15 protein-coding genes are annotated in these 18811 nt (G+C 67.1%); 7 read left to right on the plus strand and 8 right to left on the minus strand.

Translation table 11 applies throughout. The features are described from left to right. Positions 1 to 101: 101 nt before the first annotated feature. From mmsB to araB, 6 genes are read right to left on the minus strand one after another with little or no spacing between them, the layout of a single operon-like run. Positions 102 to 1424, minus strand: a complete 1323-nt coding sequence (gene mmsB, locus VMT40_RS25400) for a multiple monosaccharide ABC transporter permease (protein WP_326361290.1) — start codon at positions 1422 to 1424, stop codon at positions 102 to 104. Next, a complete protein-coding gene (mmsA, locus tag VMT40_RS25405) occupies positions 1421 to 2971 on the minus strand; it encodes a multiple monosaccharide ABC transporter ATP-binding protein (RefSeq protein WP_326361291.1) in 1551 nt (516 codons plus the stop codon). The genes mmsB and mmsA overlap by 4 nt, the downstream gene beginning before the upstream one ends. 20 nt (positions 2972 to 2991) lie before the next feature. After that, positions 2992 to 4080, minus strand: a complete 1089-nt coding sequence (gene chvE, locus VMT40_RS25410; RefSeq protein ID WP_326361293.1) for a multiple monosaccharide ABC transporter substrate-binding protein — start codon at positions 4078 to 4080, stop codon at positions 2992 to 2994. Positions 4081 to 4095: 15 nt separating this feature from the next. Further along, on the minus strand, positions 4096 to 5523 hold the full coding sequence (locus tag VMT40_RS25415) for an L-fucose/L-arabinose isomerase family protein (RefSeq protein ID WP_326361294.1): 1428 nt from the start codon (positions 5521 to 5523) through the stop codon (positions 4096 to 4098). A 42-nt stretch (positions 5524 to 5565) separates the two neighbouring features. Further along, positions 5566 to 6234, minus strand: coding sequence for an L-ribulose-5-phosphate 4-epimerase (locus VMT40_RS25420; RefSeq protein ID WP_326361295.1), 669 nt, complete (start codon positions 6232 to 6234; stop codon positions 5566 to 5568). Continuing rightward, positions 6231 to 7898 (minus strand): ribulokinase, encoded by a 1668-nt coding sequence (gene araB, locus VMT40_RS25425; protein ID WP_326361296.1) that lies wholly within the window; start codon positions 7896 to 7898, stop codon positions 6231 to 6233. Before araB ends, VMT40_RS25420 begins: the two co-directional genes overlap by 4 nt. Before the next feature lie 383 nt (positions 7899 to 8281). Between araB and VMT40_RS25430 the strand changes: the two genes are divergently transcribed. Then, a complete protein-coding gene (locus tag VMT40_RS25430; protein WP_326361297.1) occupies positions 8282 to 8509 on the plus strand; it encodes a hypothetical protein in 228 nt (75 codons plus the stop codon). Between the two features lie 17 nt (positions 8510 to 8526). Here the strand turns inward: VMT40_RS25430 and VMT40_RS25435 are convergent, their stop codons facing one another. Further along, positions 8527 to 9012 carry a MarR family winged helix-turn-helix transcriptional regulator gene (locus tag VMT40_RS25435; protein WP_326361298.1) on the minus strand — a complete coding sequence of 162 codons (486 nt, stop codon included), beginning with the start codon at positions 9010 to 9012 and terminating at the stop codon, positions 8527 to 8529. A 187-nt stretch (positions 9013 to 9199) separates the two neighbouring features. On the opposite strand from VMT40_RS25435, the gene VMT40_RS25440 reads away from it, so the two are divergent. Both VMT40_RS25440 and VMT40_RS25445 read left to right on the plus strand, forming a co-directional pair. Continuing rightward, a complete protein-coding gene (locus VMT40_RS25440; protein ID WP_326361749.1) occupies positions 9200 to 11422 on the plus strand; it encodes a hypothetical protein in 2223 nt (740 codons plus the stop codon). Positions 11423 to 11783: 361 nt separating this feature from the next. After that, positions 11784 to 13292, plus strand: a complete 1509-nt coding sequence (locus VMT40_RS25445) for a chloride channel protein (RefSeq protein WP_326361299.1) — start codon at positions 11784 to 11786, stop codon at positions 13290 to 13292. Here the strand turns inward: VMT40_RS25445 and VMT40_RS25450 are convergent. Next, complete coding sequence (locus VMT40_RS25450; protein ID WP_326361300.1) at positions 13282 to 14421, minus strand: alpha/beta hydrolase; 1140 nt, start codon at positions 14419 to 14421, stop codon at positions 13282 to 13284. The genes VMT40_RS25445 and VMT40_RS25450 overlap by 11 nt on opposite strands. Positions 14422 to 14600: 179 nt before the next feature. Between VMT40_RS25450 and VMT40_RS25455 the strand changes: the two genes are divergently transcribed. The 4 genes from VMT40_RS25455 to VMT40_RS25470 are packed head-to-tail and all read left to right on the plus strand — an operon-like array spanning position 14601 to position 18795. Next, on the plus strand, positions 14601 to 15224 hold the full coding sequence (locus VMT40_RS25455; RefSeq protein WP_326361301.1) for a TetR/AcrR family transcriptional regulator: 624 nt from the start codon (positions 14601 to 14603) through the stop codon (positions 15222 to 15224). Continuing rightward, positions 15190 to 15939 carry an ABC transporter ATP-binding protein gene (locus VMT40_RS25460; RefSeq protein ID WP_326361302.1) on the plus strand — a complete coding sequence of 250 codons (750 nt, stop codon included), beginning with the start codon at positions 15190 to 15192 and terminating at the stop codon, positions 15937 to 15939. Before VMT40_RS25455 ends, VMT40_RS25460 begins: the two co-directional genes overlap by 35 nt. Positions 15940 to 15944: 5 nt before the next feature. Continuing rightward, a complete protein-coding gene (locus tag VMT40_RS25465; RefSeq protein ID WP_326361303.1) occupies positions 15945 to 18284 on the plus strand; it encodes an FtsX-like permease family protein in 2340 nt (779 codons plus the stop codon). A 31-nt stretch (positions 18285 to 18315) separates the two neighbouring features. Continuing rightward, complete coding sequence (locus VMT40_RS25470) at positions 18316 to 18795, plus strand: nitroreductase family deazaflavin-dependent oxidoreductase (RefSeq protein ID WP_326361305.1); 480 nt, start codon at positions 18316 to 18318, stop codon at positions 18793 to 18795. The last annotated feature ends 16 nt before the right edge of the window (positions 18796 to 18811 follow it).

An 18811-nucleotide genomic window follows, 5' to 3' on the forward strand; every position in this document is an offset into this window, starting at 1 on the left:
GGTCTGGCGAACGTGTGGGTTGCCGGAACCCCGGGGGCACCCGGGGACTGTTCGGACCGGGGTCCCGGCGTGCCGGAATGCGCCGATGAATTCCGGCGGTCTCACGCCGCGGCGCGCTTCTTGTTATAGACGTCGAAGGCCACCGCCGCGAGCAAAACCAGTCCCTTGATCACCAACTGCCAGTCGCTGCCGACGCCGAGCATGGACATGCCGTTGTTCATCACGCCCATGACCAGCGCGCCGACAATCGCGCCGACCACGGTGCCGATGCCGCCGCTGGCCGACGCCCCGCCCACGAAGGCCGCCGCGATGGCGTCCAATTCGAAGTTCTGCCCGGCCTTGGGAGTGGCCGCGCCGAGGCGGGCGGCGAAGATGATGCCCGCCAATGCCGCGAGCACGCCCATGTTCACGAAGACCCAGAAGGTGTTGCGGCGGGTGTTGACCCCCGACAGTGCGGCGGCCTTCTCGTTGCCGCCGACGGCGTAGATGCGGCGGCCGATTACCGTGCGGTTCATGACGAACGAGTAGACGACGATGAGCACCACCAGAATCAGTCCGATGACCGGCAGGCCGTTGTAGGACGCCAGCACGAATCCGGATGCCCCGATCACCGCGCCCAGCGCCACCATCTTGGCCACGAACACCGCGCGCGGCCCGGCGGGCAGGCCGTAGGAGCGGCGTCGCCGCCGCATCCGCAGCTGTGTCCATACCAGCGCGGCGATCGCCGCGATCGCCAGCAGCAGTGTGAGGCCGTGCAGCTCACCGGTTTTCAGCCGCACCACCACACCGTGGCGGAAGCCGTCGAAGACCAGTGCGTGAATCGGCAGCCAGTTGGGCAGGTAGCCCGCCGCGATGTTCACGAAACCCTGCGGGAAGGGCCCGATCGACTGTCCCTGCAGCACCAGCTGCGCCAGTCCCCGGAACAGCAGCATGCCGCCCAGGGTCACGATGAAGGCCGGGATCTTGACGTAGGCGATCCAATACCCTTGCCACACACCGATGATCGCGCCCAGCGCCAGGCCCGCCACCACCACGACCGGCCACGGCCAGTGCCAGTGCGCGATGGCGATGCCGGTGAGCGCGCCGACCAGGGCGCACACCGAACCGACGGACAGGTCGATGTGCCCGTTGATGATGACCAGCATCATGCCGATGGCCAGAACCAGGATGTAGCCGTTCTGCAGGATCACATTGGTGACATTGAGCGGCGTCAGCAGGCTGACTCCATCGCTGAGCCGTGCGGTGGTGAGGCCCTGGAACAGCAGCGTGATCGCCACCAAAGCGACGATCATGCCGTATTGACGGACATTGCCGCGCAAGGCGTTTCGCACGCTGTCCAGCACACCGCCCCGGTCCTGCGCCGCGGCCTTGGCGACAATGGCCTCGGCGTTCGCGCCGTCCTTCAGTTTGTCGAGCAGGGTCATTCCTGACTCACCTCCACCGGGCTCGCGCCGCGGGTCATCAATCGCATGAGTGCCTCCTGGGTGGCGTCGGCGGCGGCCAGTTCACCGGTGATGCGGCCCTGGCTCATGGCGTAGATCCGGTCGCACAGGCCCAGCAGTTCCGGCAGTTCCGACGAGATCACCAGCACGCCTTTGCCTTCCGCCGCGAGTTCTCGAATGATCAGGTAGATCTCGTATTTCGCGCCCACATCGATGCCGCGGGTGGGTTCGTCGAGAATGAGCAGGTCGGGTTGGGTGAAGATCCATTTGCCCAGCACCACCTTCTGCTGGTTGCCGCCGGAGAGCGTGCCGACCTTGGCGAACACCGTGGGCGCTTTCACCGTGAGCCGGGTGCGCAGTTCCTCGGCCGCGGCCACCTCGGCGTGGGTGTCGATCACCGCGTTGCGCGACACCGCCGCCAGGTTGGCGAGGGTGAGGTTGCGGCGAATGTCCTCGTCGAGGATCAGCCCGAGCTGTTTGCGGTCCTCGGAGACGTAGGCGATCCCGGCGTCGATGGCCTGCGGCACCGTCGAAACCGGCACCGGCGTACCGTCTTTGCGGACGGTGCCGCGAATATTGCGGCCGTAGGAGTGTCCGAAGACGCTCATGGCCAGCTCGGTGCGGCCCGCGCCCATGAGCCCGGCCAGCCCGACGATCTCACCGCGTCGCACCCGCAGCGACGCCCCGCGCACCACCTGCCGTCCGGCGATGGTGGGGTGGTCGACACTCCAGTCCTCGATGTCGAAGAACACCTCTCCGAACGCTGAGTCCGGCCGCGGCGGGAAGCGGTGGTCCAGATCCCGGCCCACCATGCCCTTGATGATCCGGTCCTCGGTGACGGTGCCGTCCACCTCGAGGGTCTCGATGGTGTGCCCGTCGCGCAGCACCGTGATGGTGTCGGCGACCTCCAGCACCTCGTTCAGCTTGTGCGAGATGAGAATCGAGGTGATCTGCTGGCCGCGCAGCTCCCGCAGCAGGGCCAGCAGGCCCTCGCTGTCGGCCTGGTTGAGCGCGGCGGTGGGCTCGTCGAGGATCAGCAGCCGCACCTGTTTGGCCAGCGCCTTGGCGATCTCGACCAGCTGCTGTTTGCCGACACCCAGGGTGGCGACCAGGGTTTCGGGGTCCTCGATCAGCCCGACTCGCTCCATGAGCGCCATGGCCTGCCGGTTGGTCTCCTGCCAGTCGAGGATGCCGACGCGCGCGCGTTCATTGCCGAGGAAGATGTTCTCGGCGATGGACAGCTGCGGCACCAGCGCGAGTTCCTGGTGGATGATGGCGATGCCCGCGGCCTCGCTGTGTCGGATGTCCTTGAAGGCCATCTCGGTGCCGTCCACCAGGATTCGCCCGCTGTAGGCGCCGTGCGGGTAGACGCCCGACAGCACCTTCATCAGGGTCGATTTGCCCGCGCCGTTCTCCCCGACCAGGGCGTGGATCTCGCCTCGGGCGACGGAGAAATCGACCTGGTCGAGGGCCTTCACGCCCGGGAATTCCATTGTTATGGAGCGCATTTCGAGAATGTTGGCCGACATCGCCCGCTCCTTCCCGGCCGCTATTGCAGGTCCTTGTCGGTGTAGTAGCCGGTGTCGATGAGTGCGGCCCGATAGTTGGACTTGTCCACCGAAACCGGTTGCAGCAGATACGCGGGTACCTTCTTCGCGCCGTTGTCGTAGGAGGAGGTGTCATTGGTTTCCGGGGTGCCGCCGGTGAGGATGGCGTGGGTCATCTGCACGGCGCGCTTGGCCAGTTCGCGGGTGTCCTTGAAGACGGTCTGGGTCTGCTCCCCCGCGATGATCGATTTCACCGATGCCCGCTCGGCGTCCTGGCCGGTGACGATTGGCATCTTCTTGGCGCCCCCGTAGCCGACGGCCTTGAGCGCGGACAGGATTCCGATGGACAGGCCGTCGTACGGCGAGAGCACCGCGTCGACATTCGCGGCGGCGTAGTGTGCCGAGAGCAGGTTCTCCATGCGCGATTGCGCGGTCGCGCCGTCCCAGCGCAGGGTGGTGACCTGGTCGACATTGGTCTGGCCGGAGCGCACCACCAGCTTGCCCGCGTCGAGGTGCGGCTTCAGCACCGACATCGCGCCGTTGAAGAAGAAGTAGGTGTTGTTGTCGTCGGGCGAACCGGCGAACAACTCGATATTGAACGGTCCCTTGCCGTCTTTGAGCCCGAGGTGGTCGGTGATGTAACTCGCCTGCAGCACACCGACTTTGAAGTTGTCGAAGGTCGCGTAGTAGTCGACATTGGCGGTGTCGCGAATGAGCCGGTCGTAGGCGATGACGGCGACCTTGTTCTGTTTGGCCTGCGCGAGCACGCCGGTCAGCGACTTGTTGTCGATGGCCGCGATCACCAGCGCCTTCGCGCCCTGGGTGAGCATGTTCTCGACCTGCGAGACCTGGGTCTCGATCACGTCCTCGGCGTACTGCAGGTCGGTGGTGTAGCCGAGATCCTTGAACTGGTTGACGATATTGTTACCGTCGGCCACCCAGCGCTCGGAGGACTTGGTGGGCATCGCGATGCCGATTCGCCCGCCGCCCTTGCCGCTCGAACTCCCGCTGTCCACCGAACAGGCGGCCGCCAAGAGGGCGAGTGATCCGCCCGCGACGGCGAAGAAGTCGCGGCGATTGATTCCGGTCATGTGCTGGCTCCTTGATCAGACCTGGACGAATTCGATGCCGGACAGGCGGCAGAACACGCGCCAATCCGCGGCGTGCCGACCGAGATTGAGCACCTGGTGGTGTGGGCCGCCCGCGGCGAGCCAACCGTCCATGCAGGCGCGCACACCGGTGTCGGGGCGGAACTGGCCGTAGGGCATTTCCAATTGCGGCAGCGGCGGCGCGTCGAGCACCTCGCCCTCGGCGACGACCAGGCGGAAGCGTTCGTCGCCGAGGGAGACCAGGCAGGCCAGGGTGGCCGGGCCGGGGCGGTAGCGGAACAGGAAGGTCGGCGGGGCGTCGAGTTTGCCGATGCCGAGTTCGCGGTGGATGAGCCGCACCGGTTCGTCGGTGCGGGCGATGCGCCAATTGCCCTCGCCCATATGGCTCATCAGGATCGAATCCGACGGGAAGTCCATGGCGTACATCTCGGTGAAATGGCCGTCGCCGATGAGCTGGTGTCCGGCGTAGACCATGGCCGCGGCCAGGGCGTCGCCCTCCGCGCCGTAGCCGAAGCCCTTGGCCATGAGGCTGGAGGCGGCGGCCAGGGGCAGGCGCCGGAAGCGGCCGTCCTCGCCGATGGCGTCGAAGTGGGTCGAGTACGCGCCGTAGCCGCGGTCGGTGAGGATGGCCTCGATGGCGATCTGCATGCGGGCGTGGTCTTCGCGTTCGAGCTCGGTGAGTGCCTCGTCGACCGCGAAATGCGTGTTCTCCCAGTCGATGAGCGCCTTCACGTCGTCGTCGGGGACATCGCGGGTGCCGCGGTAGAGGTCGCCGGGGGCGAGGTAGCTGATTTCGGGACCCAGTGCCCGCAGCAGGGCGTTCTCGTCGACGCGAATGTCGCCCATATCGTTCATGGCGTAGCCGAAGACGCCCACTTTCAACGACTTCCAGGCCGTGACGGCGCGGGCGGCGCGGGCCCAGCGGTCCACCTTCTTGCGGAAGCGGTCGCTGCGCCAGTCGTCGGTGAGGACCTCGAAGGGACGGTCGGCGCGGACCATGGCGTTGGCGGTGTCCTGTGCGCCGTGGATGCCCTGGTTGTAGGTCATGTCGGCCATGTCCCAGGCCGCAGTGACGGCGGGTTCGGGCTGAATATTGGCCAGCAGCACCGGCATTCGGTTCTCATTGAACAGTCGGGCGACGCGCATGGCGGGGCCGTAGGTCAGCATGGTCACCATGACGCCGTCGAGATCGGCATTGGCGAATTCCCGCATGACCGCTTCGGCGTCGGCGCGGTCCTTTACCGGGCGGCCGACCCGCCAGTCGGCGATATCGGCGAGCTGGTCGGCGATCGCCTCGGCGTACCCGGCCTGGCGTTCGGTGATGCCCGGGATCATGTCGTCGTAGAGCGCCTGCATGATGCCGAGCAGACCGATGCGGGGCTTGCGGGTCACGGCCGCGGCGGCCGGTGCCTGGGGTGCGGTCACAGGGGTAACTCCTTCATCAGAGCCGGTGGCGGACCGGCGAATTCAGCGCTGGCCGTAGACGTTGCGGTAGCGGTCGTGCAGGCTGTCCACGTCGGCCTGCGGGATGGGGATCGGCTGGCCGATCTCGTGGGCCAGATGCGCGGTGCGGGCCACGTCCTCGCACATGACGGCGGCCTTCACCGCCGCGCGGGCATCGGCACCGATGGTGAATACGCCGTGGTTGCGCATCAGGACGGCCGGGGATCGTTGTCCGGCAAGGGTTTCCACCACGCCGCGGCCGATGGCGTCACCGCCGATGAGGGCGAACGGGCCCACGGGGATCTCCCCGCCGAACTCATCGGCCATGGCGGTGAGCACGCACGGGATGGGCTCGCCTCGCGCGGCCCAGGCGCTGGCGAACGACGAATGCGTATGCGCCACACCGCCGATGTGCGGCATGTGGCGGTAGACGTAGGCGTGCGCGGCGGTGTCGCTGGACGGGGACAGCTCGCCGTCGACCAGGTTGCCGTCGAAGTCGCAGACCACCATCGATTCCGGGGTGAGGTCGTCGTAGGAGACGCCGCTGGGTTTGATGACCAGCAGTTCCGCGTCGGGGACCCGGGCGGACACATTGCCCGCGGTCCACACCACCAGGTTCCAGCGCAGCAGTTCGCGATGCAGGTCGACCAGTTGCGCGCGCAGACCGGCCACGGCGAGATCGAGTGTCGTCATCGGGTCACTACCTCCTGGCGTGCGGAATTGCGTAGGCGACGCAGCCGGTGCAGCACCTCGGTGCCGCCGCGGCCGAAATGGTCGTGCAGCGCGCGGTATTCGGCGTAGAGGGCGTCGTAGGCGACCGCGCGGGCCGGGTCGGGCAGATACGCGGCCTTGTCGACGCGGCCCATGGCCGCCGATGCCGTGCGCACGTCCGGATATGCGCCCGCGGCGACGGCGGCGTGGATGGCCGAACCGAGCGCGCAGCCCTGCTCGGAATCCAGCACCGACAGCGGCAGACCGGTGACATCGGCGTAGATCTGCATGAGCAGGCTGTTTTTCACCAGGCCGCCTGCCACGGTCATCTCGCGCACGGGAACGCCTGCCGCCCCGAAGGTTTCGATGATCGTGCGGGTGCCGAAGGCGGTGGATTCGAGCAGCGCGCGGTAGATGTCCTCGGGCCGGGTGGCCAGTGTCAGGCCGATCAGTACGCCGGAGAGATCGTGGTCCACCAGCACGGATCGATTGCCGCCCAACCAGTCCAGCGCGATCAGGCCGTGCTCGCCGACGCGCTGGCGTTCGGCCAGCTCACCGAGGTAGGTGTGCAGATCGACCCCGAGGTCGGTGGCCCGATCGCGATAGTCGGCGGGCACGGCATTGTCCACGAACCAGGCGAAGATATCGCCGACAGCACTCTGTCCTGCCTCGTAACCCCAACTGCCGCTGATAATTCCGCCATCCACCACACCGCACATGCCCGGCACCTCCGCGAGGTGGTCGGCGTTCATCACATGGCAGGTGGAAGTGCCCATGACCGCCAGCAGCTGTCCGTCCCCGACGGCCTGCGCCGCGGGCGCGGTCACGTGCGCGTCGACATTGCCGACGGCGACCGCGATCCCGGGGCGCAGGCCGGTCCATCGCGCCGCCCGCTCGGTCAGGCCTCCGGCACGACCGCCGAGCGGCGACAGCGGATGGGCGAGCTTGCCGACGAAATCGGCGAAGCCCGGATTCAGGGCGGTGAGATAGGCGGGCGAGGGCCAGGCACCATCCTGATACTGACCTTTGTACCCGGCGGTGCAGACATTGCGGGTCTCGCGACCGCACAGCTGCCAGACGATCCAGTCGGCCGCCTCGATGAAACGGGTTGCGGCGGCGTAGATCTCGGGGTCCTCCTCGAGGATCTGCAGGCCCTTGGCGAATTCCCACTCGCTCGAGATGCGGCCGCCGTAGCGGCCGATCCACGGTTCGCCGCGCTCGTGCGCGACGGCGGTGATGCGGTCGGCCTGCCCCTGCGCGGCATGGTGCTTCCACAGTTTCGGATAGGCGTGCGGATGGTCCGCGAAGCGCTCCAACCGGCACAGCGGGGTGCCGTCCGCGGTGGTCGGCAGCACCGTGCACGCGGTGAAATCCGTTGCTATCCCGATGATCTCCGCCGGATCGACCCCCGCCTCCCGCACCGCGGCGGGCACCGCCACACGCAGCACCTCCAGGTAATCCGCAGGATCCTGCAACGCCCAGTCCGGCGGCAACGGCACACCGGTGACAGGCAATTCCCGCTCGATCACGCCATGCCGATACTCACAGACCGCTGTCCCAAGTTCCGCCCCATCGCGCACCCGCACGACCAGGGCGCGACCGGACAACGTGCCGAAGTCGACACCGACGACATACTTGTCGGCCATGTATTGCTCCCAGCTATGTTAACGCGCACATTGTTACCCAGAACACCTCACCGGTGTCAAGGTTCGGGCGGCGGCAAGGGCGTCCTACTGAGCTGAATTAGGCTGTATAGCAGCAGTAATGTGGCAGTCGGCGTTCAGCCGGGTATCGCCGCCACGATGAGCTACGCACTAGAGGCCTGTGTTAACGCTAACCACGCACCGCGGGAAGGGGCTACCGGTGCGACACAACGGGTTCGATGCCAAATCGACGCATAGAGCAACTATTGCGTAATGCATGCTTTTGCTACTCTCGGAACACGCCTCAGGGGTGTGGCGACCGGCACGCCGACCGCACCAAGGGCTCGGGCGGACAGATGAATTCGCTACCGAGGAGCCGAGAGCCCATGACGCTGGACATCATTGCCTTCACCTTGGCCGCGCTCTACTTGGCCACCGCCTTCGCCATGCTCACCATTGGCGTGATCGGCTTCCTGAATCCGCCGGTCGCCACGCGCTGCCGACGCTGCTCGCAGTGGATGACGGATTTGCGGCGCGGACCTGCGCCGATCTGCCTACGATGCCGACTCCACCCCGCGTCGCCGTCCACCCGACACCCGGTTCCCCGGGGGTGACGCGGATTGCGGTTCGGTCAGAGCTGATAGCTGTCGACATCCAGGTCACGATGGGGTTCGCCGCCCGCGGCGGTGAACGCGGTGAGCGCGCGCACGAGGCCGGAGCGATCCTGCTCCGGCATCCGCTCGACCACGGCGGCGATTTCGCGCCGCCGATGGTCGGTCACCTGATCGACCACTCGGTGGCCGAGTGTGGTCAGTTCGATGATCAGTTCACGCCGAGAGTCCGGATTCGGTTTGCGGTTCACCAGACCGGCAGCAACCAGACGGTCGACCATCCGTGCCGCCGTGGACGGTTGGACGTTCAGCGCGTTCGAGAGTGTGACGACCTTCGACGGTCCGCGCGTGGACAGGATCACCAGGGTGCGGAACTGCGGAATGGTGATGGACTCGTCGACCAGCGCGATCGAACGCGCGGAGAGGGCGACCAGCAAACGGGAGGCAGCCAACAGCGCATCGGTGATCTCGTCGGCGGACTCGCCGACCAACACGTCCTTCGCCATTGCGACCACCTCCGCCAACCGGACATTCACATACTCCCTCCATCCTGCCGTGTCGGCCCCGATTTCGCGCAACCGCACCGCAGATCGATGGCCGATTTTCAACTCACGCACACAGAAACTGTTGCATAATGCTTTGATCGGGTAGGGTCTCCGGCTCGTGGGAGTTCGTGCGGCGTTCGAAGCTCGAATGGGCCTGTGCCGGTGGGGATTTGTCACCGTCGTCGGCGTGGTCGCGGGGTACGCGTCAGTGTTGTTGGCGAATCCGCGCCACTTCTATACCGATGACACCGAATCCCAGTACGGGCCGATGTGGGTCATGCTGGGACGGCACCTGCACGAGGGCCGCTTCCCGGCCCTCGTGCCATGGGAGTGGATGTCGGGCAACTACGCCATGGAGGAGGCGGGCCTCTACAACCCGGCGCAGATGCTGGTCGACTGGTTCGCACCGGAATTCGACAATCTGGCGCTGTACGTGACGATCGTGAAGCTCATCTTCTCGATCATCGCCGCGCTGGGCGTGTTCCGGGTCTGCCTGGCCTACGGGGCGCGCCCGTCGTGGGCGACCGTGGCCGCCATCGCTTTTCCGCTGTCGGGCTGGTTTCTGTTCTTCGACGAGGCCAGCTGGGCGACCTCGCTCACCGGCACCGCGTGGATGCTGCACGCGTGGGCCTCCGCGATCCGCTATGTCCGAACGCCGCGTGAGGGGCGGCGTTGGTACAACGGGCCGATCCCGGTATTCGTGTTCCTGTACCTGGCGATCTCGGTCCAGTACGTCTTTCCCGCGGTCGAAGCCGCGCTGATGATCCTCGCCGTCACCGTCGGCGAGGTGGTCTACCAGCGGGCCTGGCGTCCGTCGCTGCGGCTGCTGGCCGTCGCCGCGTGTGCCGGGCTGGCCGGGCTGGAGACCTACCTACCCGGAATGCTGTCCTCACCGGTGACCTGGCGCGGCAACGAGCGGATTCTCAACGAGGATTTCCTCAATGTCGGCTGGTCGGAATCGCTGAATGCCAGCCTGCCCAGCACGGTTCCGGCGTTCACCGGCTGGTGGGGATATGTGCAACCGCTGCCCATGGTCTACATCGCCTGGTTTCTGATCCCCCTGTTGGCCTTCATCGATTGGGACACGGTCCGGCAAGCCTGGCGCGAACACACCGGGATGGTGTTGTTCGCGCTGGGGTTTCTGATGTGGACGGCCGGGCCCGGGCGCATCGGTCCGCTGCGCTGGCCCGCGCGCGTGCTGCCGATGCTGGCCGTGGGACTGCTGGTGCTGGTGTGCGTATGGCTTTCTCGCTACGGCAGTTTCGCGGACTGGCGGCGACGAAGTGTCGCCGCGGCGGTGCTGATCGGCCTGCTGTTCATCCGATCCTTCTGTGCCGCACCACATCTGGTGATCCGACATCTGGTCGCCACGGCGGTGGTGGCGACACTCACCGGCGCGCTGGTGTGGCTGATCCGTACGCGCGGCGTCGCCGCGGCATGTGCGCTGGCGATCGTGGCCATGTTCCCCATCGCCTACGACCAGGTCCGCGTCCAGTCCCCCACGCCGATGTCGTATCACTTCCCGGAACGTCGCTCGGCGATGACCGCTGCCTTCCCGCATTTCGACGGTGTCACACTGCAACTCGCCGACCGCGCCCTGGTGTCGCCCGCCGAGCAGTCGATCACCGGCGCGTGGGGTTCGCTGGCATTCGGCAACTATGCCAAGAACATGCGCCTGAACTACGTGAACGCCTACACCCCGATCGGGTACCGCAAATTCAGCAAACTGCTGTGCATGGGCTGGGACGGCAGCACCTGCCCGGCCGCGTTCGGCGCGGCCTTCTCGGTCGAACCCACCACGGGGCGAACCTATGTCGATCTGATGAAGGTGGATCGCGTTGTGCTGCAACGCGCCCAGTACCCGGACGCGGGCGAACACCCCGCCCCACCGGGCTGGAAGTGGGTCGACTACCCCGGCCACGAGCGCTACATCTGGGTGCTCGAACGCGAGGACGGCCCGATCTCGACCCGCGACGGGTACGTCGCCGACCTCCGGGACGTGACGACCAGTCCGATCGGTCGTGACAGCATGAACAGCCACCTGAGCGTCTCCTCGGCGCAGGGCGGGCAGATCGTGTTCGCCCGCCTCGCCTGGCCCGGCTATCGAGTTTCACTCGACGGCCGCGACATCGGCTTCCACACCATCGCCGGAACCTTTGTCGCCGTGGACATTCCACCCGGTACCGAGAACGGCGAACTGATCGTGTCCTGGCGGCCACCGGGCTGGAAGATCGGAATCGGCACCGCCGTGCTCGGCCTGATCGGCCTCGGATTGCTGCAATGGGCACACCGCCGCAAATCCAGCGACACAGACCCGGATCCGGACCGGATCGAGCCGGTCATCGAGCCATTGGCTCCGATGCTCGTCTGATCCACCGATGCACGGGTTCGATCCGCACGCAGATCTGTTCACACAGCCAATTTTTGTGCGCACGGCAACTATTGCATACTGCAATCATGTTGGTGCTCGACGGAGCCGGGCAGAATCGGCTCCGGATCTCGCTAGGTTCACGCAGGTCATTTTTCGGCTGGCTGCGGGAGAGTTCGTCCGGAACTCTCGTGCTCGCGGTCGCCGTCGGCGCTGCCACCGGTCTCGCGGCGGTGGGCTTCCGCTACCTGATCACCGGGGCGACACGCTGTTCACCGGGTACGACGACTACTCCGGACTCGGCCGGATCGCTTCCGCGCAGTGGCCCGCATTGGGCTTCTGGTTCCTACTACTGGCCCCCGTCGTGGCCGGTGCCATCTACGGTCCGATCATCTACCGGTTCGCACCCGAAGCCCGCGGCCACGGCGTGCCCGAGGTGATGTACGCGGTCTCCGAACGCGGCGGCCGCATCGCGCCGCAGGTGGTCGTGCTCAAGGCGCTGGCCTCGGCGCTGTGCATCGGCGGCGGCTCGGTGGGCCGGGAAGGACCGATCGTGCAGATCGGTTCGGCCACGGGATCGACCCTCGCGCAACTGATTCGGCTCGACACGCCACGCGTGCGCTTGCTGGTCGCCTGCGGCGCGGCGGGTGGCATCGCCGCCACGTTCAACGCCCCGCTGGCCGGGCCGTTTTTCGCCATGGAACTCATCCTGCGCAACTTCGCCGCCGAATCCTTCGGCGCGGTAGTGCTTTCCAGCGTCACCGCCAGCGTGATCGGCCGAGCCATCCTCGGCGACACCGCGTTTCTGAGCCTGCCGGTCTTCGCGGTCCGCAACCCGATCGAATACCCGCTGTATCTGCTGCTGGGCCTGGTGGTCGGAATCATCGGCGTGTGCTTTTCCAAGGTGCTCTACCTGATCGAAGACCTCTGCGACTGGGCATGGCGCGGACCCGAATGGGCCAGGCCCGCCGTCGGTGGCCTGCTGCTCGGCGGGCTGCTCATCGCGCTGCCGCAGATGTACGGCGTCGGATATCCGGTGCTGGAGAACGCGGTCGAAGGCAAGTACCTGCTCGGCATGCTGGTGCTGCTGCTCATCGGGAAGATGGTGGCCACCAGCCTCACCATCGGCATCGGCGGCTCCGGCGGCGTCTTCGCGCCCACCCTGTTCATCGGCGCGATGGCCGGGACGGCCTTCGGCGAGATCGTGCACCAAATCCTGCCCGCCGCAACCGAATCCCCCGGCGCGTACGGCTTGGTCGGGATGGCCGCCGCCCTCGGCGGCTCCACCCGCGCACCTATCACCGCGGTGATCATCCTGTTCGAGCTCACCGGCGAATACAGCATCATCCTGCCCCTCATGGCCGCCGTCGCCGTGGCGACCGGAGTCTCCAAGCTCCTGTCGACCGACACGATCTACACCCGCAAACTCCTGCGCCGCGGCATCGACATCGAACGCCCACGCCACCCCTTCGCCGCGGTGACCGCCGCCGACGTAGCACAGCCCATCTCCGAATCGCTCTGGGAGAACACGAACCTCGCCTCGGCAGCCAAAGCGCTCGAACGAACCCCGGGCGGAATCCTCCCGGTGGTCGACGACGGCGGCCGCTATCGCGGCTGCGTGTCCGCCCGCGATGTCGCCGAATCTCTCGACACGCCCGACCCACCGGCCACCGTGTCCACTCTGATCCGCAGGCTGCCGCCGGTGACCGCCGACACCGGCTTCCACGACGTGGTCACCGCCCTCGACGGTCACGGCGGCACCGGTCTCCCGGTGATCGACCCGGACCACACGGCCGTCATCGGCTGGGTGAACTACGAGCGGCTGCTCTCGGTCCTGCATCCCGCCGATCCCCAGAGCGCATTCAGTGCGTGATCGCGCACTGAACCGCTGGCTGACAATTCGGCGACGAGACCGAGCCGGGCTGGGCCCCCGCCAAAGCTGTTGGGGCCGAATCTTTTCGAGGTCGGCTGAGCTGACTGTCGAGCCAGCCGAAGGCTTTCGGGTACATCGCGCGCCAGGTGCCCCAGTTGTGGCCGCCGTCGTCGGCGATCAATGCGGGCGCGACCCGCGTGGGCGCTTTCGCGGCCGCGGCCAGCGCCTGTGCGTTGGCGACGGTGCTGAAGGGGTCGCGGCGGCTCGTCGCGACCAGCAGCGCCACGCGAGGTCCGGTGCCCGCCAAGCGAATCGGGTCGTTCAAGCGTCGCAGTGTGCGGCTGGGCACTACGTCCGGATCGCCGTGGAAGTCGTCGGGGCTGAAGCCGAGACCGGTGGCAAAGCCAGACGGGTATTGCAACGGCAGCGAGATGGCACAGTAGCCGCCGGTCGAATCCCCGGCCATCGCCCAACCCGTGGGCTGGGTGAGTGTCCGGAAATGGGTTGTGACGAGATTGCGGACATCCTGGGCCAGCCAGGTCGCGGTCTGCGGGCCCCGGGGGATATTGGCGCAGTCGGTGTTTCCGGCGGGATCGATGCGGGGCATGACCAGAATCGCCGGAGCCAGTTCACCTTTGGCCATCATGTCGGCGAGTTCGGTGGTCGCGTGGCCGCCCTTGATCCAGGCCCGGGGCGTGCCCGGGACGCCGTGCAGCAGCATGATCACCGGAAAGCGGTAATCCCGATACTCGGGCTGATCGTATTGCGGTGGCGTCCAGACCAATACGCGCCCGCGCAGATGCGACAGCGGGCCTCGATAGTCGGCCTCCATAACCCGGTCACCGAGATCGTGGAAATCGGCGGCACCGGCACCCGGTCCCGCCGGAATGTCGGCGGATTGCTCACCGAGCAGATCGTTCCACGAGCTGTAGAGCGCGAAATCGTCGTTGACCCACAGGCCCACCGCCGCGAAGGCGGTTGTTTGACACAGGCCGATCATCAGCAGCCGCGCCAACCAGCGCACCGGCCGTGGCCCCCGTACCGCATTCCACCCCGCCAAGGTCGCGATGACCGCCCCGACCGCCACGGCGATCGCGGTGTAGAACAGGCAGTCGCCGGTCAGGCTCATCACAGCATTGGAGGCTACCGGAAAGATTCTCAAGGCAATAGTTGCATTCTGCACCTCTTCGGCTCGCCGCAGCGCGATTCTCCTTCTACATACGCACTAGACAACTATTGCATTATGCACTTTTCTGGCGCATGCTTGGGCATACGCCCAAGGCGACTGCCCAGGATTGGAGGTGGGGTGTGGCCACCGCGGCCGAGCAAGGTCACGAGACCCGCGCGCGCCTGATGACCGCGGTGGTCGAACTCCTCGCCGAGCACGGCTGGGGCGCGGTGACCACACGATTGGTGGCCGACCGCGCGGGTGTCGCCCCGGGACTGGTGCACTACCACTTCCCCTCGGTGACAGACCTTTTGATCGACGCCTCGGTGCAGGCGGCGCGACGCGAGTACGAATCGGCGATGGCCGGTGTCCTGGCCTCGCCCGGGCCGGACGCGATGCGCGCCATGCTGGCCGCGATCGCCACCTACACCACCGCGGATCCGATGACGGTCGCGATGACCGAGATGATGCTCGCCGCCACCCGCCACGAGCGGCTTCGCGTCGAACTCGGGCGATTGGCCGCCGACGCCCGGGCCGCGATGGCTCGGTGGTTTCGCGGCACCGGCTCGGTGCCGGATCCCGAGGCCACGGCCACGGTGGTGGCGGCATTGCTGGACGGGCTGATTCTGCACCGGCTGATCGACCCGAGCCTGGGGGCGGTGGATGTGACGGGGCCGCTGCTGCGCGTAGCGGGGCTGAACGAAACTCGAACGAGCGAGGGGAAATCCGATGAGCAAGCAGGTACAGGCGGACCCGGCGACTGATACCCGGCGACGGGGCGGGATCACCCTGCACGGGGTGAACAAGACCTACGGCAACGGCGAAGCCGCCGTGCACGCGCTGACCGAGGTCGAGCTCGATATCCAGCCCGGTGAGTTGGTGGCCGTCCTCGGAGCCAGCGGCTCGGGGAAGACCTCACTGCTCAATGTGATCGGCGGCATCGAGGCCGCGGACAGCGGCTCGATCACGGTTGCGGGACAGGATATCTCGGGGCGCGCTCCCGCAACGCTCGGCGAATTCCGGCGGGACCACATCGGTTTCGTCTTCCAGTTCTTCAATCTGATCCCCACCCTGACCGCCCGGGAGAACGTCGAAGTCATCGTCGAACTGACCGGGCGGGGGGACCGCCGCCGGGCGGCGGAGGCACTGTCGTCGGTCGGACTCGCCGACCGTGCCGATCACTTTCCCGCCCAGCTGTCGGGCGGTCAGCAGCAACGGGTTTCGATCGCGCGAGCCCTGGCCACCGATCCGGACCTGCTGCTGGCCGACGAGCCGACCGGTGCGCTCGACGTGGCGACCGGGCGCGGCGTGCTCGAACTGCTGCAGCGGACCAGCCGCGCCGGGCGCGGGGTCGTCATGGTCACCCACAACGAGGTCGCCGCGGGCATCGCCGATCGGGTGGTGCGGATGCGGGACGGCCGGGTGGTCGCCGATGAGGTGAACACGAATCCGGTTGCCGCCTCGACCATTCGGTGGTGAGGGCGATGGCCGCGCATCGGGTGCTCACCCGCAAGATCGTGCGTGATCTGCGGCGGCGATCGGCGCAGGTGGCCGCCATCGCGGTGGCGGTACTGCTCGGGGTGCTGCTGTTCGTCGCCAGCTACGACTCCTTCCGCAATCTCGAAAGCTCCTACCAGCGCACCTATTCGCGACTGCATTTCGCCGATTTCACCGCGTCGGGAGGCGAGGGCACGCGGGTGGCGGCCGCGGTGCGCGATGCGCCCGGGGTGGCGCGGGTCTCCGTGCGCACGCAGGCCGATGTGCCCATGTCGATCGGGGGCACGAAGCTGCTGGGCCGCGTCATCGGGACGCCCGGGCCCGACGGGGTGAACGAGATCAGCGTGGCGGCGGGCCGACTCCCGGACCCTGCCCACCCCGATCAGGTGATGGTCGAACATCACGCCGCTCAGACCTTCGACCTGCGTCCGGGCAGCGAGCTCCGGGTCTTCGACGGCACGACCTGGCACGTGCTCAGCGCCTCAGGTATCGCGTGGTCACCGGAGTACCTGTGGCCCGCCCGTAGCCGTCAGGAGGTGCTGGGCGACCCGCACGGCTTCGCGGTCGTCTTCGCGCCACAGGATCAGCTCGCCCGGCTGACCGGGTCCGCAGGGACCGACCAGACGCTGGTCGAAATGAACTCCACGGCAACGCGATCCGAGCGTGATCAGGTCGAGCGGCTGCTGCGTGAGGCGGGCGCGATCGATGTGGGAACGCGGGCCGAGCAGCCGTCCAATGCGGCGCTGCACGAGGATCTCAGCGGCTTTTCCGAACTCGCTGTCGCGTTTCCGGCCTTGTTCCTGGTCGCGGCGGCCGTCGCGGAATACGTTCTGATCACCAGGCTCGTGCTGGCCGAACGTCCGATCATCGGGACCATGCTGGCGATGGGGGCACGCCGTCGCACGGTGGTCGGGCACTACGTGCGGTATGGGGTGGGAATCGTGGTGGCGGGCACGGTATTCGGGGTGCTCGCGGGCTTCGTCGCCACCTCGGCGGTGACCGCGGCCTACACCAGGGCGGTCGGCATTCCCGATACGGTTGTCGATCATCGATGGTCGACCGCCGTGATCGCCGTGGTCCTCGGGTTGCTCACCGGGGCGGTCGCGGGCCTTGTCCCCGCGCTGGCGGCGGCACGAATCGCGCCTGCGGCGGCCATGCGTGGCGACGGAACCAGACCATCACCGACCGGTCGGTTTGCCCGGGTCACCGCGCGCTGGCATCGGCTGCCGGTCGTCGCGCGAATGACGTTGCGGTCGTTGGCCCGTGGTCGGCGGCGGACCCTCGCCACCATGACCGGAACCCTGCTGGCCTTGGTGCTGATCCTCGCGTCGGTCGGGATGCTCACCAGCATGCGCTCGGCGTTGAACATCCAGTTCGGTCGGGTCGAGCGCGAGGATGCCACCGTCATCACCTCGATGTCGTCGAATGAGATTGCCGCGCAATTGCGTTCGTTCCCGGGGGTTACCGATGTCGAGCCCGTCGCGCTGACGCCGGTGACGCTGGCCGCCGGTGGGCGCTCCTATTCGACCACGCTGACCGGACTGGTACCGGACACCACGATGCACGGATTCCGGAGCCCCGACGGAACCGACACACGGCTGCCCGACACCGGCATCCTGGTCGGCGCGGCGGCGGCGAAGAAACTCCATGTCTCCGTGGGCGACACCCTCACGGTCACACCGGCGCTCGGGGCTGCCAAATCCGAACGACTCCAGGGCCTGCTCGATGAGCCGTTGGGCACCTACGCCTACGCCTCCCAAGCGACCGACCTCGGCGGCACCGGACTACACGGCTGCCTGCTGCGTTTCACCAGCACGGCCGATCGAGACACGGTGCGCGCCAAGGTAACCGACCTGCCCGGCGTGCTCGCCTACAGCGATACCCGCGCCATCCAGCATCAGGTGAACCAATTCCTCGGCCTGTTCTGGGTATTCATCGCCGCCATGCTCATCTTCGGCACCCTGCTCGCCTTCACCGTCATCTACGTGACCATGACGGTCAACCTCGCCGAACGCACCACCGAACTGGCCACCCTCCGCGCCGCGGGCGTCCCCGTCCGCAGACTGACCGCCTCCCTCGCCGCCGAAAACCTCACCGCGACACTGCTGGCCGTCCCATTCGGCCTGACCGCCGGATACCTCGCCGCCTGGACCCTCCTCCGCACCTTCACCAGCGACATGTTCACCTTCGGGTTGTCGCTCGGCATCGCCGCGCCCATCCTCGCGGTGCTGGCGGTATCGGCCGCCGCGGCCGCCTCCCAACTCCCGACGGCCCGCCTGGTGCGACGCATCGATATCGCGCACGTCGTGCGTGAACGCGCCCAATGACATCCACACCGCTCTCGAAGGAGAACACCCCATGGCTGCTACCAGCTTCGCTTCGCGAATCGGCGCTCGAGCACTGCGAACCCGATGGGTCGTCCGAGCCCCAATCACCCTCTACCGCAACGGACTCGGCTTCCTGTTCGGCACGCGACTGCTCATGCTCGAGCACACCGGCCGCCGCACCGGCCAACCCCGCTTTGTCGTCTTGGAGGTAGTCGACCACCCCGCACCCGACCAATACATCGTGGTATCAGGATTCGGCACCGACGCTCAGTGGTACCGAAACATCACCGCCCACCCCGCCGTCCGAATTTCAGTAGGCCTCCACCGCGGCGTACCCGCGACCGCGACACCAATGACCGACAACGAATCCGCCCAAGCCCTCGACCACTACATCAACCACCACCCCAGAGCCTGGAACAACCTCCGCACCACAATCGAAGCCGCCACCAACAACCCCGTCACCACTCTCCCCATGGTCCGCCTCACCCTGAACCAATCGAGTGCCGAATAGTGGAGATGACGGCTGT

Origin of the sequence: Nocardia sp. CDC160 (assembly GCF_035818795.1) — a bacterium.
Classification (GTDB): Bacteria; Actinomycetota; Actinomycetes; order Mycobacteriales; family Mycobacteriaceae; genus Nocardia.